Below are 24,937 nucleotides of genomic sequence, written 5' to 3'. Positions count from 1 at the left end.
ATGCTGTCGGTCATTGTTTTTTCCGCGTTGGCGATCATCGCGCTCGCCTCGGGAATCGCCGTCTTCCGCGTCGACTCCATGGCGCGGGCAACCTACGCCCTGGCTGTGTCGTTCGTCGCCGTCGGCGTGATGTTGCTGATGTTTAATCTCGACTACATCGGCGTCATTACGATTCTCATGATGGTGATGGAGATGGCCATCATGGCGATCTACATGATCATGTTCATGGGGATGAACCCTGCCCTCATGCCCATGAGCATGGTGCATAACAAACGATGGTCGGCGATCCTCGCCGTTGGTACCTTTATTCTGCTGGCCGGTGGCGCACTATTCATCCCTTGGCCGGCGCGCAACGGTTCGCCGGCCGCCGACCTGACCGCATCTCTCGGCGAGGCAATCATGGGATCCAAGATGCTCGTGATGCTCACCGTGAGTCCGATCCTGTTCGCAACGATCGTCGCTGCCCTCGTGCTCGCGAACCCGCGAGGCCGCTACGATCGGTGGGGCGACGAGCTCGATCGTTCCGCTCCTGACGACCCACAGCAGGGAGGGTTGGGGCGATGACACTGCAGCTCGTTTTGATCGCCGCCGCGGCACTGTTCTGCGTCGGGCTCTACGGCGCGCTCTCCCAGCAAGTCGTCGTCATGGTCATGATGGGGCTGGAACTCATGCTCAACGGCGTCATCCTCGCGGTCGCCGCTTTTTGGTGGTTCCTGACACCGGTCCCGGACGGGCAGGTGCTCCTGCTCGTGGTGATCGCGGCGATGACCGTAGAAATGGCGATGGGGTTCGCCGTTGCCACTCTTCTGCATCGTTCCCGGGGATCAGATATGACTGACTCGGCAACGGACCTCGCCGGATGAGCGCCGCGACAGTAAACGCATTGGGTGTAACTGCGCTGTGGCTTCTGGTCAGTCTGCCTGCTCTGGCAGGAATTGCACTCTGCGTCACGGGGCGGCGTGCGAATCTTGTCGCCGTTCCGGTGTCGCTTGTCACCGCCAGCCTCACCGTGGCGTCGGCGTTCGTCGTAGCTTCCGTCCGCCCGTCCGTCGAAGTCCCATTCGTGGCCGGAGCCCGGTTCGGACTCGCCGTCGATGGGCTCTCGGCCTTGCTCGTACCGACGGTCGCGGTTATCACCCTCATGGTTTTGGTCTTCGCGGCCGCTGAGGGAACGGAATCGCCGGCGCGCTTTCATGGGCTGATGCTCATCTTTGCGGCGGCCGTTGCGGTGACGGCGACCGCCACCACGATTCCCGCTCTGCTGTTCGCTTGGGAGATCATGGGCGCCATGTCTTTCGCGCTGATTGGCTTCCGCTGGCGGGAGGACCACTGGGTCGGTGCCGGACTGACCGCGTTCATCACGACCAGGCTCGGCGACCTCGGCCTCTACCTCGCGGCCGGAGCCGCCTTGGCTGGCGGCGCAGGGTTGGGACTCGCTGACCTGGCTGCGGCTCCCTCTCCCTGGCGTCACATCATCGCCGCGGGAATTCTGATGGCCGCATTCGGCAAGGCAGCCCAACTGCCTTTCAGCTTCTGGCTCTCCCGGGCGATGGAAGGCCCAAGCCCGGTCAGCGCCCTCCTGCATTCGGCGGCGATGGTGGCGATGGGCGGCTACCTCCTGCTGCGACTCGCTCCGCTGCTGGAGGTCACCGGTTGGGCTGCGACGACCACAGCGTGGGTGGGGGCGCTGACCGCTCTGCTACTCGGCGCGGTCGCCGTCGCCCAGCAGGACCTGAAACAGCTCCTGGCGGCATCGACTGCAGCGCAGCTCGGTTTCGTGGTGCTGGCTGCCGGCGTCGGCTCGGTGGCGGGCGGGACGACCCACCTCATCGCTCACGCTTCAACGAAAGCGCTCTTGTTTCTCGCGGCGGGCGCCTGGCTCGCGGCGCTCGGCACCAAGCAACTGCCAGCGCTCCGGGGCGCCGCCCGCCGCTGGCCGCTCGTCGGAGTGACGTTCGCCGTCGGCGCCCTGTCCCTGGCCGGAATAGCTCCTCTGGCCCTGTGGGCGACGAAGGATCAGCTGCTGGCCGGTGCCTTGAAAACCAGCCCGGCCCTGTATGTCGTGGGCTTGGCCGCCGCCGCACTCGCCGCAGCATATGCGGGCAAGGCTGTCATCATCGTCTGGAGCCACCCGCTGGCGAATGCCCGCGACGAGTACGACACCGAGCAGCGCGGCACGCGGCACATCGGCGCCTGGGAACGGGTGCCGCTTACCGTCCTGGCGGCGGGCGCGGCGCTCCTGGGAGTGCTCGCTCTGCCGCCGGTCGGCGGCTGGGTACGGGGTGTGCTCGGAGCAGAATCAGATCCGCGGCCAGGCGCCCTCGAACTGGTCGGCTCGGCCATTCTGGCACTTCTCGTGCTCGGTTTGGTGGCCTGGAAGCGGACGCCTCGGCCTTCCTGGGCCGCGAACTGGTTGGGGCTCGAGCGGATGACCCGGGTCGTGTTCGTTGACCCGGTGCTTCTTGTGAGCCAACGGCTCGCCCATTTCGATGACGCAGTGCTTGATCGCGGAATCCACACTGCGGCGCGTGCAGCACTGCGCGGGGCCAGTCGACTCGGCCGGTTCGATGACCACGGGCTGGATGCGGCCGTGACTTTGGCTGCGCGCGGCAGTATCGTCACCGGTTCCGCGGTGGCCCGGGCAGACACCGCCGGTGTGGATGCGGCCGTTACGGCTATCGCCGGCGCCGCGCGCCGGTTCGGCGTGATCGCCCGGCGTCCCCAAACGGGCCAACTGCATCAGTATTACGCACAAATCACCGTCGTTCTCGCTGCCGCCGTAATCCTTCTCCTTGTTTTCCTTTTTCCTGTTATGAGGTAGTCCATGCTCAGTCTTGTCGTCTTCCTGCCGGTACTGACCGCGGTGATCCTCGTTGTCGTGCCCCGGGTTCCGGACCGGGCCGCCCGGTGGGCCTGGCTGGGAATCGCTCTTATCGATGTGGCGCTGCTGGTGGGAATGTGGATCGGCTTTGACAGCCCAAAACCTGGCGACCTCGCGTTCGAGGAACGGCTGCAGTGGATGCCGAGTGTTGGCAGTAGTTACCACGTCGGAGTGGACGGTCTGTCCCTGCCGTTGCTCACTCTCACCGCCGTGATCTTCGCCGCCTGCGCGGTCTACGCCCTCAGGGAGAACGACCGGCCCAGGCCGCAGGCCGCTCTCTTTCTGTTTCTCCAGTCGGCCTGCCTCGGCGTGTTCGCCGCGCAGGACCTGATCTTGTTCTTCGTCTTCTTCGACCTGTCACTCGTCGGCATGTACTTCGTCATCGCCGGTTGGGGCCACGGCAACGCCGCGCGCTCGGCCCTGAAGTTCTTCCTGTACACGTTCCTCGGGTCCCTGGCCCTGCTACTCGGTTTCATCGGCTTGTATCTTGGCGCCGACCCGCACACCTTCGATATGGTCGAGCTCGCTCGGTCTGCTCCCTTCCAGAACAACCCGGTTGCGGGCGGCTTCGTGCTCGCCGCCATCCTCATCGGCCTCGCGATCAAGACACCCACGTTTCCGTTCCACACCTGGCTACCGCCGGCTCACACCGATGCCCCCGCCATCGGCTCTGCCGTGCTGGCCGGCGTGCTCCTGAAAATGGGCACCTACGGTTTCGTGCGCATCGCCATGCCGCTGCTTCCCGACGCCTGGCGATCCTGGGCCTGGGTCATCATCGTCGTCGGCATCGTGTCGGTGCTCTATGGCGCCCTCGTTGCCCTGGCCCAGACCGACGTTAAACGGATGATCGCTTACACGTCGGTCAACCACATGGGCTACATCGTTCTCGCCGTCGGAGCCGCTGGCGTCGTCAGCGACAGTTCCGCCCAGGCGCAACAGCTCGCCGTCACTGGTGCCGTTGTGCAGATGGTCAGCCACGGCCTGATCACCAGCGCGCTTTTCCTACTCGCCGGCGTGCTCTACGAACGACGAAAGAGCTACGATCTCAACGCTTTCGGCGGGCTCGCGGCACCGGCCCCCCGGTACGCGGCATTCTTCGCCGTCGCCGCATTCGCGTCCCTCGGACTGCCCGGCTTCAGCGGGTTCATCGCCGAATTCCAGATATTCGCCGGCAGCATCGGAACCGTACCGCTGAGCCTGCTCGCACTCCCCGGCATCCTGATTACCGCGGCGCTGTTTCTCCTCGCATCGCAGCGTCTACTCACGGGCACAACACGCGGGTTATCCACCGGGTTTAGCGACCTGAACACAACCGAGACACTCTCCATCGGCTCGCTGCTGGTTCTCTCGGTAGTCATCGGGGTGTTCCCGCGGTTCCTACTTGACATCATCGAACCCGCAGCATCCGTCGTCGTCAACCTGGTCAGCCGCTAGTTGCCCGTGAACGTAGCACTGGACACTCTCTCCCTTTTGCCGGAAATTTTCGTTCTCGGCGGGGCGATCATCGCGCTCCTCGCCGGGTCGTTCCTCCCCCGGAACCGCCAAGTCGCGACCCGGTGGATCGCCATCTTGGCGCTGATGGCGAGTGTGGTCGCGGCCGCAGTCGGGATGATGCAGCCGTCGACGACGATTTTCGAAGCGAGCTTCGCCGTGGACATCGGCTCCGGTTTCGGTCGAATCATCATTGCCCTGGCAACGATCTTCGTTATCGTGCTGGGAATCGAGGAGCTCAGTGGTGCGCGTCGGGAAAGCGAGACCTACGCCCTGCTACTTCTCGCTGCCCTCGGCGCCATGCTCCTGTCCGGCGCCAGCGACCTCCTCGTCCTCGTGACCGGATACCTGCTCACCTCGATCCCGCTATATGCCCTGATCGGGATGAGTCGTTCCCCTGGCGCCGCCGAGGCGGCGATGAAAACGTATCTGCTCGGCGCGCTGCTCGGAATCATGATGATGCTGGGCGTCACCATGCTGTTCGGAGTCGGCGGAGGCACCTCGTACCGTCAACTGGAGCCCGCTCTCGTCGATGCTCCGGCTGCCGCCGTGGCCGTCGGAGTCGTCGGGGTGCTCGGCGGCCTGATGTTCAAGGCTGGCGGTGTGCCGGGACACTTCTGGATTCCGGACGCGACGCAGGCGTCCGGAACGGCTGTCGCAGCCTTCCTCACCACAGCTCCGAAAATCGGCGCTCTCATTGCCGCTTACCGGCTGCTCGACATCATCCCGGCCAGCATCGACTGGCCACTGTTGGTCGGGCTTCTCGCCGCTGCAGGCATGACGCTCGGAAACTTTGCCGCATTCTGGCAAGACGACGTTCGCCGGCTGCTCGGCTGGTCAACCGTGAGCCAGGTCGGCTACCTCATGCTGCCGGTCGCGGTCGCCGGGCGCAGCGACCTCGCCCTGCCATCGCTGCTCCTCTATCTCGCAGGCTACGCCGCCACCAACCTCACCGCTTTCGCGGTGGTCGCCGCACTTCCCACTCGCCGCACCCTCACCGACTATCGCGGGGCGGCCAGGACCCACCCCTGGCTTGCCGGCGCCCTCATCGTGAGCCTGCTCGGCCTTGTCGGAACACCCCCGACCATCGTGTTCATCGGCAAACTCACCACGCTCGCCGCAGCTTGGGACGGCGGCCTCGTCTGGCTCGTAGTCATCGCCGTGATCAATAGCGTGGCGAGCCTGTTCTATTACCTGCGCTGGCTGGCACCAATGTTTTCCCGCACTGTTGCACTTCCGCTTTCCCCGTCGACTGCGTCACCGGCCGCTGCCGCAGCACGTGTGCGACGCCGCTGGGCAGCTGGCTCCGCCGTCACGGGATCAGCATCCGTACTTATTCTCGGCATCGTCGCCGGCGGCATCCTCTCAATTGCCGGCTCTCCCCTTGTTCACTGAATGCGACAGTGTCTGCATGTCACGCGAGATCCAGGCCCCCTGCGAGGCTTGACGTGGCCACCTGCGTCGTTCAATCTGGTTTCAGAAGCTGCCCCGGCGCATAGTTTCAAAACGCCAAGATGCGTGTCTGCTACTATTTGCGTATGGATGCAGATAAACAGATATGTGGGCGTCTTCCCGAAAGTGACTTCGTAGAACTGGCCGTAGAGATCTTCTCTATGCTGGCGGATGCCACCCGGGTACGTCTGATTGTGGCGCTTCGAGACGCGGGAGAGCTGTCGGTGAATCATCTTGCCGACATCGTCGACAAGACTCCCGCGTCGGTGTCCCAGCACCTGGCGAAAATGCGCCTGGCGCGCATCGTCTCTACGCGTCAAGAGGGAACGCGCATCTTTTATCGCCTCGAAAACGAGCATGCCGCGCAGCTGGTCCGCGACGCGATCTTCCAAGCCGAGCACAGCCTCGGAGGCACGCCTCGCCACCACCACCCCGACCTCGCAACGACAGGCGCAGAGGCTACCAGCGCATGACGAACACGCTATTGGACGCGCCAATCCGAACGGGCGGCCGCGTCCTCGCGAAGCCCCCATCAATCTTCCGCACGGGCAGCCACCTACCCGAGGTGCGCTGGGCCGGCCTCGCGCTGCTGCTGTTTCTCATCGCCTGGCCCCTGCAACTCATTGGCGCACCCGCGCCCATATGGTGGTCAATCTATCTCGCGTGTTACCTCGCTGGCGGTTGGGAGCCGGCGTGGGCCGGTATCTCAGCCCTGCGCGCCAAGGTACTCGACGTGGATCTGTTGATGATCGTCGCCGCGATCGCCGCAGCATCCATCGGCCAGGTTTTCGACGGCGCTCTCCTCATCGTCATCTTCGCCACGAGCGGAGCGATCGAAGCCCTCGTCACCCAGAGGACCGCCGACTCAGTCAGCAGCCTGCTCTCCCTGGCGCCCGAACAAGCCAGCCGCCTCACCCGCTCGGCGACCGGTGACGAGCTCGTCACCGTCGACACGGCAGACCTCCGGGTTGGAGATCTCATCCTCGTCCGTCCCGGCGAGCGGATCGGAGGCGACGGCATCGTCGTCGAGGGCATCAGCGAGGTCGACCAGGCCGCCATGACGGGAGAGTCAGTTCCCGTGCGCCGCGAGCCCGGTCATGAAGTATTCTCCGGCACTGTCAACGGCACTGGAGCCTTGACCGTGCAGATCACGAGCCCGGCAAGCGAGTCGGTCATTGCCCGTATGGTGTCTTTGGTTGCCGAAGCATCTGAGACGAAGTCGACGCGTGCGCTTTTCGTAGAGAAGGTTGAGCAGCGCTATTCGCTTGGCGTGGTCATCGCGACCGTTGTCGTGTTTGCGCTGCCGCTGCTGTTGGGCGAGGATTTTCGCGACGCCCTCCTGCGCGCGATCACCTTCATGATCGTTGCTTCCCCATGCGCGGTCGTTCTGTCAACGATGCCTCCGCTGTTAGCTGCGATCGCCAACGCCGCTCGCCACGGCATCCTCGTCAAGTCCGCCACCGTCATGGAGGCGATGGGACGCACTCAGCTGGTTGCCTTCGACAAGACTGGAACCCTCACCGAAGGTGCTCCTATCCTCGTCGAGGTCACGCCCGCCACTGGGTATGACGCACAGGCCGTCGTGAACCTCGCCGCTGCCGTCGAGCACCACAGTGAGCACCCCCTTGGCCGAGCCGTCGTGCGCGCTGCCCAAACACCGGTGACCCCGGCGACCAATTTTCGGGCCATTCCCGGCCAGGGCGTTCAAGGCACGGTCCACGGGCAAATCGTGCGTGTCGTTCAAGCCCCCAGGGAACGCACCGACACGATCGGAACGGTCGTCGAAGTACTCGTCGACGGCAAACTCGCCGGAACCCTGACGCTGGAGGACGCGCTCCGCCCGGACGCGGCAACAGCAGTCGCACGCACCGCGGCGATCACGCAACACCCGGTGCATCTACTCACCGGCGATAACCAGCGCACCGCGGCCGATATCGCGGCCCGCACTGGCATTACCGACGTGCGCTCCCGCCTGCTCCCCGAAGACAAAGCGGCCATTGTGCGGAGGCTCGAGGGCGATGGTATCTCGGTGCTGATCGTCGGTGACGGCGTAAACGACGCCCCCGCCCTCGCGTCGGCCAGCGTAGGCATCGCGATGGGACGCCACGGCTCTGACCTCGCGCTGGAGACCGCCGACGCCGTAATCATTCGTGACGAACTCGCTGCGATCCCGAGCGTCATCGAACTCTCGCGGAAGGCGCACCGGTTTGTCGTGGCCAACCTCGTCATCGCGGGGACTTTCATAGCCGTACTCGTCACCTGGGACCTAATCTCGACGCTGCCCCTCCCCCTAGCCGTGGCCGGCCACGAAGGTTCCACCGTGATCGTGGCCCTCAACGGTCTGCGACTCCTTCGCACACAGGCCTGGCACCAAGCTCCGACTCCAAGCCGCCCGCTGGAACAGATGGTCACTGCCCCGGAGGACACCCCTCATGCTTGAGGTCCTGCGCAACCGAACCTATCGCCGACTGTTCAGCGCGCAGATCGTGGCGCTCATCGGCACCGGACTGCTCACCGTGGCCCTGGGCCTGCTCGCGTTCGACCTGGCCGGCGGCGACGCCGGCATCGTGCTCGGCATCGCGCTGACCATCAAGATGCTCGCCTATGTCGGCATCGCCCCGGTGATCTCCGCGCTCACCGCCCACGTCCCGCGAAAGACCCTGCTCATTTCAGCGGATGTGCTCCGCGCGATCGTCGCACTTTCGCTACCATTCGTCACCGAGGCCTGGCAGATTTATGTACTCATCTTCGTGCTTCAGGCTGCCTCGGCAACCTTCACCCCGGCATTTCAAGCTCTGATTCCGGAGGTTCTGCCGGAGGAAAGTGAGTACACCCGGGCCTTGTCGCTCTCCCAACTGGCATATGACCTCGAGTCGCTGCTGAGCCCGATTCTGGCCGCCGCGCTGTTGACCGTGATCAGCTACCATTCCCTATTCGTAGGAACCGTGGTCGGATTCGTCGGCTCCGCCCTGCTCGTGCTCTCGGCCACATTGCCGGCCCACCGAGCATCCGTTCTGGCGCCCTTTTGGGAGCGCCTCACCCGCGGCGTCCGCGTCTTTGGGCGCACGCCGGAACTGCGGGCCCTGCTCGCGATGAATATGGTCGTCGCCGCCTCGACCGGCATGGTCATCGTGAACACCGTCGTGCTCGTGCAGAGCCACTTTGGTCGCGCCCAGTCCGACTTTGCGATCGCTCTGGCGTGTTACGGATTCGGGTCGATGCTGGTCGCACTGGCGTTACCACGGGTACTCGACCGCTTCGCCGACCGCCGCGTCATGCTGCTCGGCTGCGCCGTTCTACCTATCGGGCTGGTCGCCCTCGCCCTCGTTGTTCTCGCTCCGGCGACAGTCGTGACTTGGTCTGGCCTGCTTGTGATCTGGTTCGTGCTTGGCGCCGCCACCGCGCTGATCCTCACCCCATCGGCCCGCTTGCTGCGCCGTTCCTCCGACGAGACCACTCGGCCCGCGGTCTTTGCCGCGCAGTTCTCGCTATCCCACGCCTGCTTCATCGTGACCTATCCCCTAGCCGGAGTACTCGGCGCCCTGCTCGGCCTCGCCCCAACAGCCCTTCTGCTGGCCGCGCTGGGAACGGCAGCAGCAGTTACTGCCGCCCGCGTCTGGACACCGTCAGCACCCGTTCGCGACACCGAATCACCGGCCGTGACAGCCTGACGCGACGGTCGACCAACATGGGTATTCAAGTTGCCAAACTCACGGTGAGGTACTCTGCGACTAGTGCAACCAATCAATCGACTGTGAGCTAATGACGAGAATGGAGGTGGCATGACGCTGAATCGCAGTGCGCGCACGATCGTCCCCGCCGTTCCTTTCTCCTTCTTCATCACGCTCCTCGCGTTGGCGGCGCTAGTGGCCGGCCTATTCGCCGTTCATTCAGCGGCCACCGGTCATGATCTTCCGACGCCGCTGCTGTCATCAGCATGGTCGGTGTCAGCCGGTGACCTCGCAGTGGGCACGATCGGTCTCGCCGAGGCCGCTCCGGAGTCCGTTCTGGTATCGTCGAGCGCCCACTATGGGACAAGCGATGGCACGTGGCTCGCCCTAACCTGCGTTCTTCTCCTTGGTCTTGTTGCATTGGTCTTCTGGACCGCGATATCGACGCTAACTCGGCATCTCTTCCCCGCCGCAGTCGTAACTCGCATTACCGCGCACGCCATCGCTTCGTCGGTTCCCAGCCCCAGCCTCACTCTGCTTTCAGTCAGTCGCGTCTAGACCCGATTTTGCGCCCAAGCCATGAGATGGCTCCTGCGTTGGCGGTGGCCCGTCCACTCGGTTTCTAATCAGGTGCACGCGTGGATTCTCAACCCTTCATGAGCGCTCGAGCAGTCCCCTTGGGCTAAATTCCTGCCACCTTGTTCGATTCGACCGGGCGCATCGCCGCAATCTCACCGCGTCACCATCACGTGATTTCAACGGTGATCACCGTTCGATTTTCCCATTTTCCCTTCTCGATAGGCTGAAAAATATGAGCACCAAGAGCAATAAAAGAACCAAAAGTACCAAAAGCACCAAGAAACGTGCCTCTGGCACCCCAGCCGCACCAACTTTCGTGCGCTCTGGGCTTGCACCGGGCTTGTTGGGAGCGTTGGTACTCTTGGCCGGGTTCGTGCTCATCGATGGGGAAGGCTTCACCATCATCCGATACGCCGTCAGTATTCTCGCGCTCATCCTCTGCGTCTTTGTTATTCAGGCCAAAACGTGGTGGTGGCTGGTGCTTCTGGCACCCATTGCGGTGCTCTGGAACCCGGTGGTGGTGATACCGCTCGAAGGCGGGGGCTGGCTCGCAGCCCAGTTCATCGCAGCCCTGACTTTCGTCGTCGTGGGCATTCGCAAAAAGGTCCCGGTTCGTCGCGAATGACCCGTTTGCCAGCCACTACCAATTTGTTCTCACCGGCCACACTAACCAGGCGAACGGTGGTCGGAGCCGGGCTCTCCGCCGCGGCGCTTCTTGCTCTTGCCGCGTGCAGCCCGCAGCCACAATTGCTATCGCCGCAGTCCGCTGCCGTTCGGGCTGCGGAGAAACGTAGGCTCGCGTCGGGGAATTCAGTCAAGGTCGAGCTTCGAGCCAGCGAGACCACCGTCGATCTGGCCGGCACGCTCGCCACGACCTGGAGTTACGGCGCACTTCCGGCCGCAACGATTCGTGCCACCCAGGGTGATCTGATCACGGCCCGCGTCGTGAACGAGCTGCCCGAAGCGACGACGGTGCACTGGCACGGCATCGCACTACGAAACGACATGGACGGTGCACCCCATCTCACCCAAGATCCCATCCCTCCACAGTCCGAGTTCAACTATCAATTTTTGGCGCCCAATGCCGGCACGTACTGGTTTCACCCACACATTGGAACCCAGCGCGACCGGGGCCTCTTGGGCGCATTAATCATCGAAGACCCGCACGAACCGATGGTCTATGACGACGAATGGGTCGTCATTCTCGATGACTGGATCGATGGGGTGAACGCCACACCTCCCGAAATACTTGCCGAGCTCTCCCAAGGCATGCGCGGCGCATCGAACAGCCAGAGCAACATAATGCAGGATGCTCGATCATCGCTGCTCCGCGGGCACGCCGGTGATGTGAAGTATCCGCATTACCTCGTCAACGGTCGGCCTGCCGCCGATCCGGAGACTTTCCGTTCACGTCCCGGGGCGCGCATTCGCATCCGGCTGATAAACGCTGGCGGTGACACTGCCTTTCGAGTTGCTCTGGGGTCACATCGGATGACTATCACTCACACGGATGGTTACCCGGTCGAGCACGTTGACGTCGACAGCATCCTGCTCGGCGTGGGCGAACGCTACGACGTGCTCGTCACGCTCGGCGACGGCGCCTTTCCCTTCGTTGCCGAGGCAGAGGGAAAAAAGGCCCGTGGGTTTGCAGTTGTTCGAACCGCGTCGTTGGCCACCGCACCCACCTCAAACGTCACGGTGCCCGAACTCACCGGACAGGTCGGTACAGCCGATGAGCTCGCCGCCGACGCGGAGGTTGCGCTGCCCGTCAAAAATATCGACCGACAACTGACCGTGCGTCTCACGGGCGGCATGGCAAGCTACGACTGGGCGCTCGACAAACGCCCATTCAATATGGGCAAGCCACTCGACAACGCTCGAATCATCCGTGCCGGTGAACGCGTCGGGATCGATTTCGTGAACACAACAACAATGTGGCACCCGATGCATTTACACGGACACACCTATCAGCATTTGGGCGGCGGTCCCCGCAAGGACGCCTCCATTGTGGTTCCCGGGCAAACACTCTCCGTGATTTTCGACGCGAACAACCCGGGCCAGTGGATGCTGCACTGCCACAACGTGTATCACTCCGAATCCGGAATGATGACGACGGTCGCCTACGAAAAATAGTGCGTGATCCACGATTCATCGGTCCCGCTGAACCTACATTCAGGATTCCCAGCTGGCCATGCGATACCGTGAGAGTTGACATGGGCAGTCCACTCTTGGGCTGAGAACAAAGCAGAAGGTAACATGACGCTGGTTCGCGCGGTACGACGGATAGTCGCACCCGTCTCTCTGTCGCCTTTCGTTTCGCTGCTGGCCCTTGCCGCTCTGCTTTTTGCTGTTTTCGCGTTCCATTCCGAGGCCACTGGGCATGCCATGCAAGCGGTTCCCGCTGCGTCGGCAGCGGCCAGCCAACAGGCAAACGTTATGGGCGTGGCGGCTGTCGCCGCTACATCCGTTGTTGATGCGATCGCCTCCGGCAGCCGTGATGGAACGCTCGATTGCGCGCTGTTCGTGATGACGTGCATGCTGCTGCTCACCCTCGTCATCATACTTTTCGTGACTCGGCTTCCGGCCATGCGTCGGCGTCTGCTCGATACCGGTGGCGTCACTCTGGGATCATGGCGCAGCGTTGGCTTACCGATTCACCGTCCCAGCCTCACCCTTCTGTCGATCAGTCGCGTTTAGACCGTTATGGAGTTCCGAGCCAGTACCTGGCAGTGGAACTTTACCTCGCCATCGGCCGCATTGCCGCTCCGCCGTAATGCCGCCATGTCGCTCATCTGAGCTGGTCAAGACTTCGGCGTCCCGATTATCGATTGAAGGAAACATAATGAACTCATCTCTTACGCGTCGCACATTTCTCGGCGCTTCCCTGGCCACAGCGGCCACAGCAGCACTGGCATCCTGCTCACCATCACCGGCGGCGAAGACGGTCGATCGCATCCTGCCAACGGATCGGCTGGTTTCACAGTACGAAGATTCTCGCTCCTCGAACGGAACAACGGTCACGCAGAAGCTCAGCGCCGGTGTATTCGACACGACCGTCGCTGGCATCGCATTGAGCACCTGGGGATACAACGGAGCGGTCAACGGGCCCGTTATCCGCGCGAAAACGGGGGATACGCTCAACGCCCAGGTCGCCAATGCGCTCGTGGAATCGACGAGTGTGCACTGGCACGGTTTGGCTTTGCGCAATGACGCCGATGGGGTGCCGGTTGTGACCCAACCGGCGATCAAACCGGGCGCCAACTTTGACTATACGTTTCGACTTAACCACCCCGGCACCTATTGGTATCACTCGCACGTGGATATGCAACGCGAACGTGGCCTCTCGGGCGCGCTCATCATCGAGGACCCGCGAGAGCCTCTGCTGTATGACCAGGAATGGGTCATCATGCTCGACGACTGGCTCGACGGCATCACCGGCACCCCCGAAGACGCCCTGGACGAACTATCCATGGGTATGGACATGTCCGGAATGGATATGCCCATGACGCACATGCTGATGGGCGCCACCAGCTCCTACCTCGGCGGAGACGCCGGAGATGTGAGCATGCCAGCCCACCTCTTCAACGGAAAAGCCACGCAGGATGCGGAGGTATTCCAGAGCCGACCGGGCAACCGCATACGTCTGCGGATCATTAACGCCGCCGGAGACACTGCCTACCGGGTGGGTGTGCCGGGGCAGAAGATAACCTTGACGCACACGGACGGGTTCCCAGTGCAACAGGAGGATGTCGACGCGGTCGTGCTAGGCATGGGCGAACGCATCGATGCGATCCTCACCGTTCAGGACGGATACACGCCGCTTCTGGCCATCCCGGAGGGAAAGGACGGCCGCGCCTACGGCCTCATCAGCACCGGCAGCGGCACCGCCCCAGGCGCCGCCACACTTCCGTCAACCCTGGACGGCACAGTCACCGACGGAGGGCGTCTCACCGCAGACGAATCCGTTCTCCTCACCGCCACGAAACCCGACCGCATCCACACCATGCGTCTAACCGGCAGCATGGGGAAGTATGACTGGAGCATTAATGGGCGACGCTTCGACATGAAGAAGCCGTTTGCGGGCGCCTTTGATATCGGTCTGGATGAACGCGTTCAGGTCAAGATGGTGAATGACACCAGCATGTGGCATCCCATGCACCTGCACGGACACAGCTTCCAACTGAGCAATAACGGCGCACGCAAAGACACCGTAATCGTTCGCCCGAAAGAAACCGTCACGTTTGAATTTGACGCCGACAACCCCGGACAGTGGATCGCCCACTGCCACAACGCGTACCACGCCGAACGTGGAATGATCGGACTGTTCTCCTACGTGAGATAGGGCACGGGCTGCTCCATCCCCAGGTCGGCCTCCTCGCCCTGAAATCTGCTTTCAGGAAAATCGCCAGATCACTCTTACTCAGTCGTGCGCCGATTTACTGCTCCATCCGTGCCCCACGTTTGGTGTTAGGAAATCCATTCAAGTGACTCATGAAAGGTTTCCCTACCCCTACGTGTCAGGGTGAGTTGGGGCCAGTAGCTCAGAGCAAGTCCGCCGTTTGACGTAGGGCGAGAATCAGGAAGTCCCACCATGTCCAGCCCCTCGTTGATCGCCGTGCGCGACGATAGTTCCATGAACAACAGCAGACCCGGCCCCCGCGCGGGCGGTCCCACGCCCCGGCGCTCGTTCACGCCGAAGCAGAAACTCGACCACCTCGCCGCCTACGAGGACGCCATCTCCCGGAACGGGGGTGGCGCGTAATTGCGGGAGCAGGGCATCTATTCCTCCCAGATCACGGAGTGGCGAAAACTGCGCGATGCGGGGGTGCTACAGGGCAAGAAACCTGGGGAGAAGATCGGCCGGCTCACGCCCGAGCAGGCCGAGATCGCCCGGCTTCGCCGTCAGCTCGATCTGACGGAGCGGCGGTTGGAAACGACGGGGGTGGCGTTGGAGATCATGTCAAAAATGCACGAGCTACTCGAAAATCTTTCGAAGAGCTCGCGGGACGAAACACCGCACACGAAACCGTGATGACCACCTACCGCGACCTCACCGGCCACGGCGTTCCGACCCGGACGGCCGCCCCGATGGGGGCAGTCCTGCTCATCGTCGGCGCAATCATAGCCGGGTAAAAACCGAAATGAACATGGACAGCTTTTGGTTCAACGCCATTTTCTCCGTCGCCCCTACTATTGGAGTCGGCCTTCCTCATGCGCGCGATCACTCACGCCGACCGAAACAAGTGAAAGATCTATGCCCGGATCGAGGCCGAAGAACGCGCCAAACTCCCGGTCAAGAATGAACCCCACGCCTTCCAAAACTCGGGCGGCGGAACACGCAAAGACACCTCAATCGTTGTGCCCGGTCGGACCCTGACCGTCGACATCGATGCAGACAACCCCGGTCGGCGGCTCCCCTACTGCCACGACCCCTACCACGGCGAAGCCGAAATGATGGGCGTCCATGCTTACCCTAAATGAGCACACTCCAACCGCGAAACGACTAGCACGAACTGCACCGAGCAGGACCAGGCTTTCCCTGTGGCTCGCCGCCCCCGTCGCCGCACTCGGAGGATTGCTGAACGCATTAGCGTTCCCCGGCACCGGCTGGTGGCCGCTGATCTTTGTCGGTACCCCACTCATCCTCTTCTCCCTTATAGGTCGCCGGGTGTGGGGAGCGCTTGGAGTTGGCTTACTCGCAGGCTTCTCATTCTGGGGAACCCACATCCTCTGGCTTACCATCTACCTCGGACCGGTGCCCTGGCTGGCCCTGGCCGGCCTGCAAGCGATCTTCTTCGCGCTGGGCTGCGTGCTCATTGCTCTCGCCTGGCGCTTCACCGACCAAGCGTTCCCCGGCGCATGGGGCCGCCTCGGACTGACACCCGTAATCATCGCGGGTCTGTGGACCCTTCGTGAGTACCTCACGAGCAACTGGCCATACGGGGGCTTCTCGTGGGGACGACTCGCCTTCTCCCAATCGGAAAGCCCGTTCGGACAGCTGGCCGCGTGGGTCGGCATATCCGGCTTGTCGTTTCTCATTGCGTGGGTCAGCGCCCTCATAATCCAGGTAACACGAGAACCAGCGTCCCGAAGCCGGATGCTCCGGAGCAGCGCACCTATTGGCTTGATCGCGCTGATGCTTTCCATACCGGCCTTTCCCCTCGTCCAGTCCGGAACCATGCGAGTCGCGGCAGTGCAAGGCAACGCGGATGCCGGACTGTTCGCCGAATACACGCCAGGCCAGATCCTCAACGACCATGTTGCTGCCACCGAACCGCTCTACGGAGAAGACGTGGACCTCGTCGTCTGGCCGGAGAACGCCTCCGACATCAACCCCCTAGAGAACAGTCGGTCCGCTGCAACGCTCGACCAGGTGACGGCGGGAATGAATGCGCCACTGATCACTGGCACCATCACATCCGACCGAAGTGGCATCTACAACAGCTTGCTGCTCTGGAAGAACGGAGAGGGTGCCGTTGACCAGTACGACAAAATTCACCCAGTGCCATTTGCTGAATACATCCCCGACCGTGACTTCTGGTATCCGCTGGCCCCCGATCTGTTCTCACTCATCCCGCGCGATTACGCAATCGGTACCCGCGACAATCTGTTCGATATCAACGGTGTAGCCGCCGGACTCGCCATCTGCTTCGACATCGTCGACGACAACCTCATCCGACAAATGATCGCCGGGGGAGCAAACGTCATTCTCGCACCGACGAACAACGCAGATTTCGGGCGCACCGACGAAAGCGTCCAACAGCTCGCAATCGCACGCCTGCGCGCCATCGAAACCGGTCGCAGCGTCGTGAACACCTCAACCGTTGGCACCTCGGCGATCATCGCCCCAGACGGCAGCACCATCGACCAGCTGCCAACTTTCACACCGGGGGCAATGATTCAGGAAGTGCCACTCAGCACGACAAAGACACTCGCCATGACCGCTGGCCAGACAATCGAGTTCACCGCTTCTGGTCTAGGACTCACTGGACTGCTCTTTGCGGCATTTCGCACCCGTCGCAGACGCGACCTCGAACGATAATCTCGGTCCATTGTGATCAAATTTCTCCGGTTCGGGCTCTCCACAACCGGAGTTGGCCTCTTCGCCGTCTCGTCAGGGCCGGTCAACGCGTACGCATGCGAGGCTGGGCGGGTGGCCGGTTTGACCTAGCGGCACCGGCGCGGTCGAATGGGGACTCGGCTGGCTGATCAGCTGTCGATACCGGACCGTGTCGCGACCAACTGCAAGCTCAAGAACGCGCAGGAACAGGAGGCCGCGGTTTCGCGCAGCTCGACGATCGGACCGGAATACAAACTCGTCTGGATAGCTGGGGAGGTGAACACGGTCCACCGCTCTCTGGTGAGTGCAGTTCTCCACTATCGGCACCCTGGCGGTCCTCCGCACCTGTTTTCTATCTGGCCAACTATCAACTGTCAGAAATGTCCTGATATATGACGGGGCGCTCGAGTCGCGAGTTGCCTCTGTTATCTGTCAGGACATCTCACCAGTAAAACACTAAGATCGCGGGGGCATCGCCCGGCGCCGTGGAGGAGTGTATCGCCCTCCGGAGGCAGGGGCGGCAGTTCGAATCTGCCTGGGGGCACACCAAGAAAGGCCCGGGAATGACGCGGCGGCGGGTTACGAGCTACGCCGTGACGTCGAGGGCCGCTTGGGGCGCCTGCCCGGTCAGGTAGCTCAAAGCATTGTCGATGGCGAATCCGAATGATTGCGAGTACTCGTCACCGGCGTATTTGGTGGCCAGGAGCTGAAGGTACGCCGGTGAAATCTCCTGACCGGCAAAGAGATATCCCGACTGACGGTCCAAGGCGATTTCGACCGCAAACATGGACACGATCTTTGAGCTGTCATCGACTCGACGTCCGGTCGCTTGATAAACGACCTCGCGATCGGATGCCGTCAACAGAGACATGAGCTTATCGCCCGGCTGCGCTCCGGTGGCGCGAGGGGCAGAAGTTCGCCTCAGGGCGAGCCCAGCGATCGATGGGGCGGAGTTGACGCTCAGTGACATAGAAACTCGCTTCTAATAGAAGTAGTCAATTGGGGATGTGGGTCCCACTGTATCGAGGTGGTTTCGTCTATGTGTGTAGGGACCGCCGCTACTACTGCGCGCGGAGCAACTCCAGAAACTCGTCGGCCATGCCGAGTTGGTGCTGGAGTTTCTGGCGTCGGGCAACGGTTTCGGTGATGAAGGCGTCCAGTTGCTGCCTGGTTTCGGGGGTGTCGGCATCCGCTTCACCGTTTTGTCGGGCGTCGATGACCGCCAGCAGTGTCGTCATCTCGTCGAGGGTGAAGCCGAGCGGTTTCATGCGACGAATGAGCATCAGCCGAGTGAAATCGTCGGGCGTGTAGAGCCGAAAGCCACCATCGGTGCGAGCGGATGCCTTGAGTAGGCCGACCTCGTCGTAGTGACGGATCGTGCGCAGCGAGAGCCCGGTCTTGTCGGCGAGTTCGCCGATATGCATCGTGACCGCAGGGACTGTCGCGCCTGGTTCCACCGGAAGCCTCTTTCTTTAGGATCATAATCAACCCTTACGTTAGGGTAGTGTTGCAGAAGTCGGCTGACATTCATCTGTGAGCCCACTCTCCCACCATTGTCCTTGAACGCCCTGCCCGTGTGGGCACGGCCTCAAGGTCCGGTGGAGGTGCGCACTGCGGCGCCCACCCAACTCTTCCCTATCCACTTCGGCCGCATTGTCGGCCCAGCTTCTGGAGGCCTCATGGCCATCGTTCAAAAATCTGCTGCATCCAACCGCTATAAAGCGGAACCCTCGGTGCTCACCGCACTGCGCACGCCGCGCCTGCTCACCCGCGAAGTGCTCGCCGGACTGGTCGTGGCGATGGCGCTGATTCCCGAGGCCATCGCCTTCTCGATCATCGCCGGCGTCGACCCCCGCGTGGGCCTGTTCTCCTCGTTCGTCATGGCCGTCACTATCGCGTTCGTCGGCGGACGCCCGGCCATGATCACCGCCGCGACCGGCGCTGTCGCCCTCGTGATCGCCCCGGTCGCCCGCGACTACGGGATGGAATACTTCGTCGCCACCGTCATCCTCGCCGGGGTGTTCCAAATCGTGCTGAGCGTGGTCGGCGTCGCCAAACTCATGCGGTTCATCCCGCGCAGCGTGATGGTCGGCTTCGTCAATGCCCTCGCCATCCTCATCTTCACCTCACAGCTCCCCCAGCTGCTCGGCGTTCCGTTCCTGGTGTACCCGCTCGTCGCCGCCGGCCTGATCATCATGATCGTCATGCCACGTATCACCAAGGTCATTCCGGCGCCGCTCGTCGCGATCGTAGTACTCACCGTGGCGACCGTGGTCATCGGCCTCAACGTGCCGACGATCGGCGACCAGGGCGAACTGCCCAAGAGCCTTCCCGAACTGTTCCTCCCAAGCGTTCCGCTCAACTGGGAAACGTTCACCATCATCGCGCCGTTCGCGCTCGGCATGGCGCTGGTGGGAATTCTCGAGTCCCTCATGACGGCGAAGTTCGTCGACGAGATCACCGATACCCACTCCAATAAGACCCGCGAGACCTGGGGCCAGGGCGTCGCCAACGTCATGTCCGGCATCTTCGGCGGCATGGGCGGCTGCGCCATGATCGGCCAGACCATGATCAACGTGAAAGCCTCCGGCGCCCGCACCCGCATCTCCACCTTCCTCGCCGGCATCTTCCTGCTCGTGCTGGTCCTCGGCCTCGGCGACGTGCTCGCCGCAGTTCCCATGGCCGCCCTGGTCGCGGTGATGATAATCGTGTCCTATCTCACGTTCGACTGGCACAGCATCCGCTTGTCTACGTTGAAGCGGATGCCGAAAAGCGAGACCACCGTCATGGTCGCCACGGTCATCGTCATCGTTCTCACTCACAACCTCGCGATCGGCGTGGTCGTCGGGGTCATCGTCGCAATGGTCGCCTTCGCCCGCCGCGTCGCCCACCTCGCCCGGGTGGAACGCACTCTCGAACTCGACCAGCCCGTTCCTACCGCGTATTACACGGTGACCGGAGCGCTGTTCTTCGCCTCCAGCAACGACCTGATGACCCAGTTCGAGTACGCCGACGACCCCGACCGCATCGTCATCGATATGTCGGCCTCACACATCTGGGATGCCTCGACGGTCGCCACCCTCGACGCCATCACCTACAAGTACGCCCGACACGACAAGCACGTTGTGATCGAGGGGCTCAACGAGGCCAGCCACGAACTACACGCCCGTCTCGCCGGCAACCTCGGCGGCGCCCACTGACGCCGGCCTCAGTGGACAACTTTGTACGGTTGGGGGCGGCCAACACCCCACAAAAGTGACTATTGAGCGGGCCGGTCCCCCCATACCTGGGCCATAGGGATCTCTTGGTGCAGAATATTCGACGCCGCTCGGTGGCCGGAGCAGAGGGCCGCGGTGACCGTCGCGGGATCGTCCGTCCAGGTTGCCTCACCGGCGAGGTGCAGCACTCCCCCGATGGGCGTCGCGAGGTCGTCGTGGTCCGCCGTCGTGGAGCCGAGCTTCATGTAGGCGTACGAACCGTGAGCGAAAGGATCGTCCTGCCAGGCGGTGATGTGCACACTGGTCGGCTGCTCAACTCGGTCGCCGTACAGCCGCCGCAGCTGCGCGAGAACGGAGTCGACGACCTGTTGTTCTGACCACTCGCGAATCTCTCGGGCCACCGGACCCGCTGCAAAGGTCAACAGTGTCGGCGGTCCGTGCAGGGCCGTGAGGTCGTACCAGGAGTGCCACCGACGCCCTTCGGCCCCTTGCTGCCGGATTGCATAGACTCCCTCGTCCCAGAACGTGGTCGAAAACCGCAGAAAGACCTTCTCGAAGGCGTTCATGGTGAGTCGCCCCAGGGCGTTCGCGTTCGGTTCGGGGAGCGCTGGTTCAATCGTGAAATCCGGCGACTGGAGCACCCCGACGGGCACCGTCACGACCGCGGTGCCCGCCGTCAGCGTGCCGCCCCCTGTCGTGACGGTGACGCCCTCCGTCGACCAGCGCACCCGGGTGACGATCTGGTCGAAGCGGATGTCCAGCCCGGCCGCCAGGCGCCCCGGCAGTTGGTCATAGCCGTTTGGAAAGACCACTTCATCGCCGTCGATGACATCGTCGTCGAGGCCGTGCGCGGCCAGATCTTCGATCCACGCCCCGTATTGTTCCTCGCTCCGGTGCTGCAAAAACTCGCGCACCCGTTCCCCGCGCTCGAAGCTCCAGCCCTGGCTGGCCAAGGCCGTCTCGGTAGCGTCGCGGTAGGAGGCATCCGCTTTCGAGGTAGCGACCGCCGTGACGAGCGCGGCGTCGACCGCCCGCACGTCGTCGGCGAAGGCCAGCGCGGCATCATCAGAGAGTCGCTCGCCGGTCGGACCGTAGTAGGCGATCGGGCGGCTGTCCGGCTGGTATCCCCCGACGGTGAACTCCACGGTCGGCAAGCCGAACACCTCTGCCGCTGCCGCGACGGGGTTGTCAGTCACGCCGTGAATCCAGGATGCGCCCAGGTCGGTGACCAGCCCGTCGGCGCGGTTCGTGTACACCCGGCCGCCGACGCGGTCGCGGGCCTCGAGCACGACGACGCTGCGGCCCGCTTTCGCCAGCAGTCGAGCGGCCGTCAGGCCGGCTACGCCGGCGCCGACCACGATGGTGTCTAAATGTTCCATGCCTGACTTTGGCACACTTCTGCCACCGCGACCGTGTCTCAAGTCTGAACGGATACAACCAGGAAGCCCCAGTCTTTCGACTGGGGCTTCCTGGTCACTCAGTGGAAGTTAGTGGCTGCTCAAAGCCGGTTCCTCGAACTGGTTGCTCGTGTTATTCACGCCGCCAGCCTTGAGGGCTGCGGCACCGGCGAAGTACTCCTTGTGGTTGTCACCGAGGTCTGAACCAGACATGTTCTGGTGCTTGACCGTGGCGATTCCCTCGCGGATTTCACGACGCTGCACGCCCTTGACGTAGGCGAGCATGCCCTGGTCGGCGAAGTAGCCCTTGGCCAGGTCATCCGTCGAGAGTGCGGCCGTGTGGTACGTCGGCAGGGTGATGAGGTGGTGGAAGATGCCAGCCTCTTTCGAGCTGTCGCGCTGGAAGGTGCGGATCTTCTCGTCGGCGTTCACGGCAAGTTCAGTCTCGTCGTAGTCGACGCTCATGAGCTTGGCGCGGTCGTAAGCGGAGACGTCCTTGCCCTCGGCGAGGAGTGCGTCGTAGGCCTGCTGACGGAAGTTCAGGGTCCAGTTGAACGACGGGCTGTTGTTGTAGACCAGCTTGGCGTTCGGGATGGCCTTGCGAACCTCGTTCATCATGCCGGCGATCTGGCCGATGTGCGGCTTCTCCGTCTCGATCCACAGCAGGTCGGCACCGTTCTGCAGCGACGTGATGCTGTCGAGCACGCAACGAGCTTCGCCGGTTCCGGCACGGAACTGGAACAGATTGCTGGCCAGGCGCTTCGGGCGCAAAAGCTTGCCGCCCCGCTTGATGACGACGTCGCCGTTGCCGAGGTCGGCCTCTGTGATTTCGTCAACATCGAGGAAGGAGTTGTACTGGTCGCCCAGGTCGCCGGGCGTGTACGTCACGGCGAGCTTTTGGGTGAGGCCGGCACCGAGCGAGTCGGTGCGCGAGACGATGATGCCGTTCTCGATGCCGAGTTCGAGGAACGCGTAGCGAACGGCGTTCAGCTTGGCGATGAAGTCTTCGTGAGGAACGGTGACCTTGCCGTCCTGGTGGCCACACTGCTTCTCGTCCGACACCTGGTTCTCGATCTGGATGGCGCAGGCGCCAGCCTCGATCATTTTCTTGGCCAGGAGGTAGGTGGCTTCCGGGTTACCGAAGCCGGCATCGATGTCGGCGATGATCGGCACAACGTGGGTCTCGAAGTTGTCGATCTGCGTCTGGATCGTAGCTGCCTTGGCGTCATCGCCAACGATGCGGGCGTTGTCGAGGCCGGTGAAGAGCAGGTCGAGCTCGCGGGCGTCAGCCTGGCGGAGGAAGGTGTAGATCTCCTCGACCAGAGCCGGAACGGTCGTCTTCTCGTGCATGGACTGGTCGGGGAGCGGACCGAATTCGCTGCGCAGCGCCGCAACCATCCAGCCGGACAGGTACAGGTAGCGCTTGTTCGTCGTCTTGAGGTGCTTCTTGATCGAGATCATCTTCTGCTGGCCGATGAAACCGTGCCAGACGCCCAATGACTGGGTGTAGACGGAGGAGTCGGCGTCATACTCGCCCATGTCTTTCCGCATGATGTCGGCGGTGTACTGCGCGATCTCGAGGCCGGTCTTGAACCGGTTCTGGGCACGCATCCGGGCGACGGACTCGGCGTTGATGGCGTCCCAGCTGCTGCCGACCTGCTGCTTGAGAGCTTCGATGTCCTCGATGTCTTTCTGGTACTCAGTCATGTTCATTCCTTCGACGTATGAGTTGGGCTGAGCCGGGACTGCTGACTCAACTGGCCGGTATCGGCTGCTAAACCCAGATTGGCGCAAGAACAAGCGGTCTTCTCAAGAATGTTCACCAGAATAAACGTGATTCTTCTGCAATTGAAAAGTTTTTCGCCAGGGATCGGCCTATTCCGGCCAGAGGCCGGGTATGACGATAACCAGTCGGCATCGTGGGCACCGATGGCAGGATTCCAGCCCCTCGGCGGTGTCGACGCCGTCGGTGATCATCGTGACGCCGCAGGCAGGACACAGGGGGGCGTCCGCGGGGTCGTCGTCGATCATGAGTACCGCGTGGTTGACGTGGGCGATTTCAGGCCGGCACCGCAGAGGGGCACGACCACCGACTCGGCCGTGAGCAGGCTCTCGGCCGCCGCCCAGGTGCGGCTGGCGGAGTCGAACGTCTGGTCGACGGCGGCGCGCACCGCGGCGAAACACACGGCCGAGGTCGGCTCGACGAAGAGTCCTTCGTCGGCCAGTTCCTGCCGGGCGGCCGCGGTCTGCCGGTCGGTGATGGAGACGATGGTGCCGCCGGTCGCGCAAACGGCCGCGAGAATTTGTCGTCCCCGCGGTGGCGCCGCAATGGCGATGCCCTCCGCGATCGTGGCTGAGCCGTCAAGGGTCACGGGCGAGTCGAGACCCTGTGCCATGGCCTGTTCCAGCGGTGCACAAGCGGATGCCTGCACCGCGACAATCCGCGGCATCCACTCGGCGAGACCCGCGGCCACCAGCTCGCTGAAGGCGAGGTAACAGCCGAGCAGCATCGTTCCGTTGCCGACTGGAACCACCACGGTCTCGGGTAGGGAGCGCCCGCGCTGCTCCCAAATTTCGTAGCCGTAGGTTTTGACGCCGTGCAGAAAATAGGGGTGGTAGACGTGGCTCGCGTACAAAACGCCGGGTTGCCCGGCAGCCCGCAGGGCCGCCGCGGAGGTGTCGGCGCGCGAACCGGGTACCAGTTCAACCGTGGCGCCGTGGGCGCGCATCTGCGCGAGCTTGCCGGGCGAGGTGGATTCGGGAACGTAGACCGTGCAGTCGATGCCGGCCCGACTGAAGTACGCGGCCATCGCTGTGCCGGCGTTGCCGCTGCTGTCGACCATGGCGCTTTCGACGCGCAACTGTTTGGCGAGGGTCGCGAGCACCACGGCGCCGCGGTCCTTGAACGAGAGCGTCGGCAGCAGAAAGTCCAGCTTGAGCTGCACGTGCGGCAGCGCGCGGGCTGGCACGAGCGGCGACAAGCCCTCCCCCAGGGTGATGGTGGGGTCGGCGGCGATCGGCAGGGCTTCGGCGTAGCGCCAGAGTGAGGGGGCGCGGCCGGGCAGGGCCGCGGCATCCACTGTGGTGTCGAAGGCAACCACGTCGAGCATGCCGCCGCAGCTGCAGAGCCAGACCAGGCTCTCCACCGGGTAGATGGTGCCGCAGTCGGAGCAGACGAGGTCGGGCAT

The 24,937-nt window shown here is 63.1% G+C and carries 23 protein-coding genes; 18 read left to right on the top strand and 5 right to left on the bottom strand.

Annotated features, from left to right (window positions below):
• From E3T35_RS15415 to lnt, 17 genes are all read left to right on the top strand, one after another.
• Window positions 1-564 (top strand): NADH-quinone oxidoreductase subunit J, encoded by a 564-nt coding sequence (locus E3T35_RS15415; protein ID WP_134345947.1) that lies wholly within the window; start codon window positions 1-3, stop codon window positions 562-564.
• Window positions 561-863 carry an NADH-quinone oxidoreductase subunit NuoK gene (gene nuoK / locus E3T35_RS15410; RefSeq protein WP_104131416.1) on the top strand — a complete coding sequence of 101 codons (303 nt, stop codon included), beginning with the start codon at window positions 561-563 and terminating at the stop codon, window positions 861-863. The genes E3T35_RS15415 and nuoK overlap by 4 nt, the downstream gene beginning before the upstream one ends.
• A gap of 119 nt (window positions 864-982) precedes the next feature.
• Window positions 983-2,821, top strand: coding sequence for a proton-conducting transporter membrane subunit (locus tag E3T35_RS15405; protein WP_241988885.1), 1,839 nt, complete (start codon window positions 983-985; stop codon window positions 2,819-2,821).
• Between the two features lie 3 nt (window positions 2,822-2,824).
• On the top strand, window positions 2,825-4,315 hold the full coding sequence (locus E3T35_RS15400; RefSeq protein ID WP_134379974.1) for a NuoM family protein: 1,491 nt from the start codon (window positions 2,825-2,827) through the stop codon (window positions 4,313-4,315).
• A 6-nt stretch (window positions 4,316-4,321) separates the two neighbouring features.
• Window positions 4,322-5,767, top strand: a complete 1,446-nt coding sequence (locus tag E3T35_RS15395; RefSeq protein WP_241988884.1) for an NADH-quinone oxidoreductase subunit N — start codon at window positions 4,322-4,324, stop codon at window positions 5,765-5,767.
• A 143-nt stretch (window positions 5,768-5,910) separates the two neighbouring features.
• Window positions 5,911-6,297: a metalloregulator ArsR/SmtB family transcription factor gene (locus E3T35_RS15390; RefSeq protein WP_134379972.1), complete on the top strand. Its 387-nt coding sequence runs from the start codon at window positions 5,911-5,913 to the stop codon at window positions 6,295-6,297.
• Window positions 6,294-8,264, top strand: a complete 1,971-nt coding sequence (locus E3T35_RS15385) for a heavy metal translocating P-type ATPase (protein ID WP_134379970.1) — start codon at window positions 6,294-6,296, stop codon at window positions 8,262-8,264. The genes E3T35_RS15390 and E3T35_RS15385 overlap by 4 nt, the downstream gene beginning before the upstream one ends.
• Entirely contained in the window at window positions 8,257-9,495 is a 1,239-nt protein-coding gene (locus E3T35_RS15380; protein ID WP_134379968.1) for an MFS transporter, read from the top strand. Before E3T35_RS15385 ends, E3T35_RS15380 begins: the two co-directional genes overlap by 8 nt.
• 111 nt (window positions 9,496-9,606) lie before the next feature.
• Window positions 9,607-10,053, top strand: a complete 447-nt coding sequence (locus tag E3T35_RS15375) for a hypothetical protein (protein ID WP_134345937.1) — start codon at window positions 9,607-9,609, stop codon at window positions 10,051-10,053.
• Between the two features lie 253 nt (window positions 10,054-10,306).
• Window positions 10,307-10,699 carry a DUF6804 family protein gene (locus E3T35_RS15370; RefSeq protein WP_134345935.1) on the top strand — a complete coding sequence of 131 codons (393 nt, stop codon included), beginning with the start codon at window positions 10,307-10,309 and terminating at the stop codon, window positions 10,697-10,699.
• A gap of 122 nt (window positions 10,700-10,821) precedes the next feature.
• On the top strand, window positions 10,822-12,207 hold the full coding sequence (locus E3T35_RS15365; RefSeq protein WP_241987808.1) for a multicopper oxidase family protein: 1,386 nt from the start codon (window positions 10,822-10,824) through the stop codon (window positions 12,205-12,207).
• A 123-nt stretch (window positions 12,208-12,330) separates the two neighbouring features.
• Window positions 12,331-12,771: a hypothetical protein gene (locus tag E3T35_RS15360; protein WP_134379966.1), complete on the top strand. Its 441-nt coding sequence runs from the start codon at window positions 12,331-12,333 to the stop codon at window positions 12,769-12,771.
• A 145-nt stretch (window positions 12,772-12,916) separates the two neighbouring features.
• On the top strand, window positions 12,917-14,416 hold the full coding sequence (locus tag E3T35_RS15355; RefSeq protein WP_134345929.1) for a multicopper oxidase family protein: 1,500 nt from the start codon (window positions 12,917-12,919) through the stop codon (window positions 14,414-14,416).
• A gap of 249 nt (window positions 14,417-14,665) precedes the next feature.
• Window positions 14,666-14,836, top strand: a complete 171-nt coding sequence (locus E3T35_RS20305; protein WP_166789989.1) for a hypothetical protein — start codon at window positions 14,666-14,668, stop codon at window positions 14,834-14,836.
• The gene (locus E3T35_RS20300) at window positions 14,837-15,106 is read left to right on the top strand and encodes a hypothetical protein (protein ID WP_134379964.1); all 270 of its coding nucleotides are present in this window, start codon (window positions 14,837-14,839) and stop codon (window positions 15,104-15,106) included.
• Between the two features lie 218 nt (window positions 15,107-15,324).
• Window positions 15,325-15,555: a multicopper oxidase domain-containing protein gene (locus E3T35_RS20070; RefSeq protein WP_134346046.1), complete on the top strand. Its 231-nt coding sequence runs from the start codon at window positions 15,325-15,327 to the stop codon at window positions 15,553-15,555.
• 94 nt (window positions 15,556-15,649) lie between these two features.
• The gene (gene lnt / locus E3T35_RS15340; RefSeq protein WP_241988883.1) at window positions 15,650-17,116 is read left to right on the top strand and encodes an apolipoprotein N-acyltransferase; all 1,467 of its coding nucleotides are present in this window, start codon (window positions 15,650-15,652) and stop codon (window positions 17,114-17,116) included.
• Between the two features lie 604 nt (window positions 17,117-17,720).
• Here lnt and E3T35_RS15335 read toward each other — a convergent pair.
• The gene (locus E3T35_RS15335; RefSeq protein ID WP_134345923.1) at window positions 17,721-18,005 is read right to left on the bottom strand and encodes a hypothetical protein; all 285 of its coding nucleotides are present in this window, start codon (window positions 18,003-18,005) and stop codon (window positions 17,721-17,723) included.
• Window positions 18,006-18,195: 190 nt separating this feature from the next.
• Window positions 18,196-18,558, bottom strand: coding sequence for a MerR family transcriptional regulator (locus tag E3T35_RS15330; protein WP_134345921.1), 363 nt, complete (start codon window positions 18,556-18,558; stop codon window positions 18,196-18,198).
• Between the two features lie 255 nt (window positions 18,559-18,813).
• Here E3T35_RS15330 and E3T35_RS15325 point away from each other — a divergent pair, with 255 nt between their 5' ends.
• On the top strand, window positions 18,814-20,334 hold the full coding sequence (locus tag E3T35_RS15325; RefSeq protein WP_134345919.1) for a SulP family inorganic anion transporter: 1,521 nt from the start codon (window positions 18,814-18,816) through the stop codon (window positions 20,332-20,334).
• A gap of 59 nt (window positions 20,335-20,393) precedes the next feature.
• On the opposite strand, the gene E3T35_RS15320 is transcribed toward E3T35_RS15325, so the two are convergent.
• The 3 genes from E3T35_RS15320 to E3T35_RS15310 form a co-directional block, all read right to left on the bottom strand.
• Window positions 20,394-21,731, bottom strand: coding sequence for an NAD(P)/FAD-dependent oxidoreductase (locus tag E3T35_RS15320; RefSeq protein ID WP_134345917.1), 1,338 nt, complete (start codon window positions 21,729-21,731; stop codon window positions 20,394-20,396).
• Between the two features lie 108 nt (window positions 21,732-21,839).
• On the bottom strand, window positions 21,840-23,456 hold the full coding sequence (locus E3T35_RS15315; protein ID WP_134379960.1) for an isocitrate lyase: 1,617 nt from the start codon (window positions 23,454-23,456) through the stop codon (window positions 21,840-21,842).
• Between the two features lie 320 nt (window positions 23,457-23,776).
• A complete protein-coding gene (locus E3T35_RS15310; RefSeq protein WP_134345913.1) occupies window positions 23,777-24,937 on the bottom strand; it encodes a threonine synthase in 1,161 nt (386 codons plus the stop codon).

Source organism: Cryobacterium sp. TMT1-2-2 (assembly GCF_004403505.1).
Lineage (GTDB): Bacteria > Actinomycetota > Actinomycetes > Actinomycetales > Microbacteriaceae > Cryobacterium > Cryobacterium flavum.
The sequence above is the reverse complement of the archived record's forward strand: the minus strand, read 5'-3'. Positions and strand labels throughout refer to the sequence as shown.

Bases quoted from the DNA above. Each gene is read 5' to 3' on its own strand.
- E3T35_RS15415 (WP_134345947.1), top strand. From the start codon at position 1: ATGCTGTCGGTCATTGTTTTTTCCGCGTTGGCGATCATCGCGCTCGCC.
- nuoK (WP_104131416.1), top strand. From the start codon at position 561: ATGACACTGCAGCTCGTTTTGATCGCCGCCGCGGCACTGTTCTGCGTC.
- E3T35_RS15400 (WP_134379974.1), top strand. From the start codon at position 2,825: ATGCTCAGTCTTGTCGTCTTCCTGCCGGTACTGACCGCGGTGATCCTC.
- E3T35_RS15390 (WP_134379972.1), top strand. From the start codon at position 5,911: ATGGATGCAGATAAACAGATATGTGGGCGTCTTCCCGAAAGTGACTTC.
- E3T35_RS15385 (WP_134379970.1), top strand. From the start codon at position 6,294: ATGACGAACACGCTATTGGACGCGCCAATCCGAACGGGCGGCCGCGTC.
- E3T35_RS15380 (WP_134379968.1), top strand. From the start codon at position 8,257: ATGCTTGAGGTCCTGCGCAACCGAACCTATCGCCGACTGTTCAGCGCG.
- E3T35_RS15375 (WP_134345937.1), top strand. From the start codon at position 9,607: ATGACGCTGAATCGCAGTGCGCGCACGATCGTCCCCGCCGTTCCTTTC.
- E3T35_RS15370 (WP_134345935.1), top strand. From the start codon at position 10,307: ATGAGCACCAAGAGCAATAAAAGAACCAAAAGTACCAAAAGCACCAAG.
- E3T35_RS15360 (WP_134379966.1), top strand. From the start codon at position 12,331: ATGACGCTGGTTCGCGCGGTACGACGGATAGTCGCACCCGTCTCTCTG.
- E3T35_RS15355 (WP_134345929.1), top strand. From the start codon at position 12,917: ATGAACTCATCTCTTACGCGTCGCACATTTCTCGGCGCTTCCCTGGCC.
- E3T35_RS20305 (WP_166789989.1), top strand. From the start codon at position 14,666: ATGTCCAGCCCCTCGTTGATCGCCGTGCGCGACGATAGTTCCATGAAC.
- E3T35_RS15335 (WP_134345923.1), bottom strand. From the start codon at position 18,005: ATGTCTCTGTTGACGGCATCCGATCGCGAGGTCGTTTATCAAGCGACC.
- E3T35_RS15330 (WP_134345921.1), bottom strand. From the start codon at position 18,558: ATGCATATCGGCGAACTCGCCGACAAGACCGGGCTCTCGCTGCGCACG.
- E3T35_RS15325 (WP_134345919.1), top strand. From the start codon at position 18,814: ATGGCCATCGTTCAAAAATCTGCTGCATCCAACCGCTATAAAGCGGAA.
- E3T35_RS15320 (WP_134345917.1), bottom strand. From the start codon at position 21,731: ATGGAACATTTAGACACCATCGTGGTCGGCGCCGGCGTAGCCGGCCTG.
- E3T35_RS15315 (WP_134379960.1), bottom strand. From the start codon at position 23,456: ATGACTGAGTACCAGAAAGACATCGAGGACATCGAAGCTCTCAAGCAG.
- E3T35_RS15310 (WP_134345913.1), bottom strand. From the start codon at position 24,937: ATGCCCGACCTCGTCTGCTCCGACTGCGGCACCATCTACCCGGTGGAG.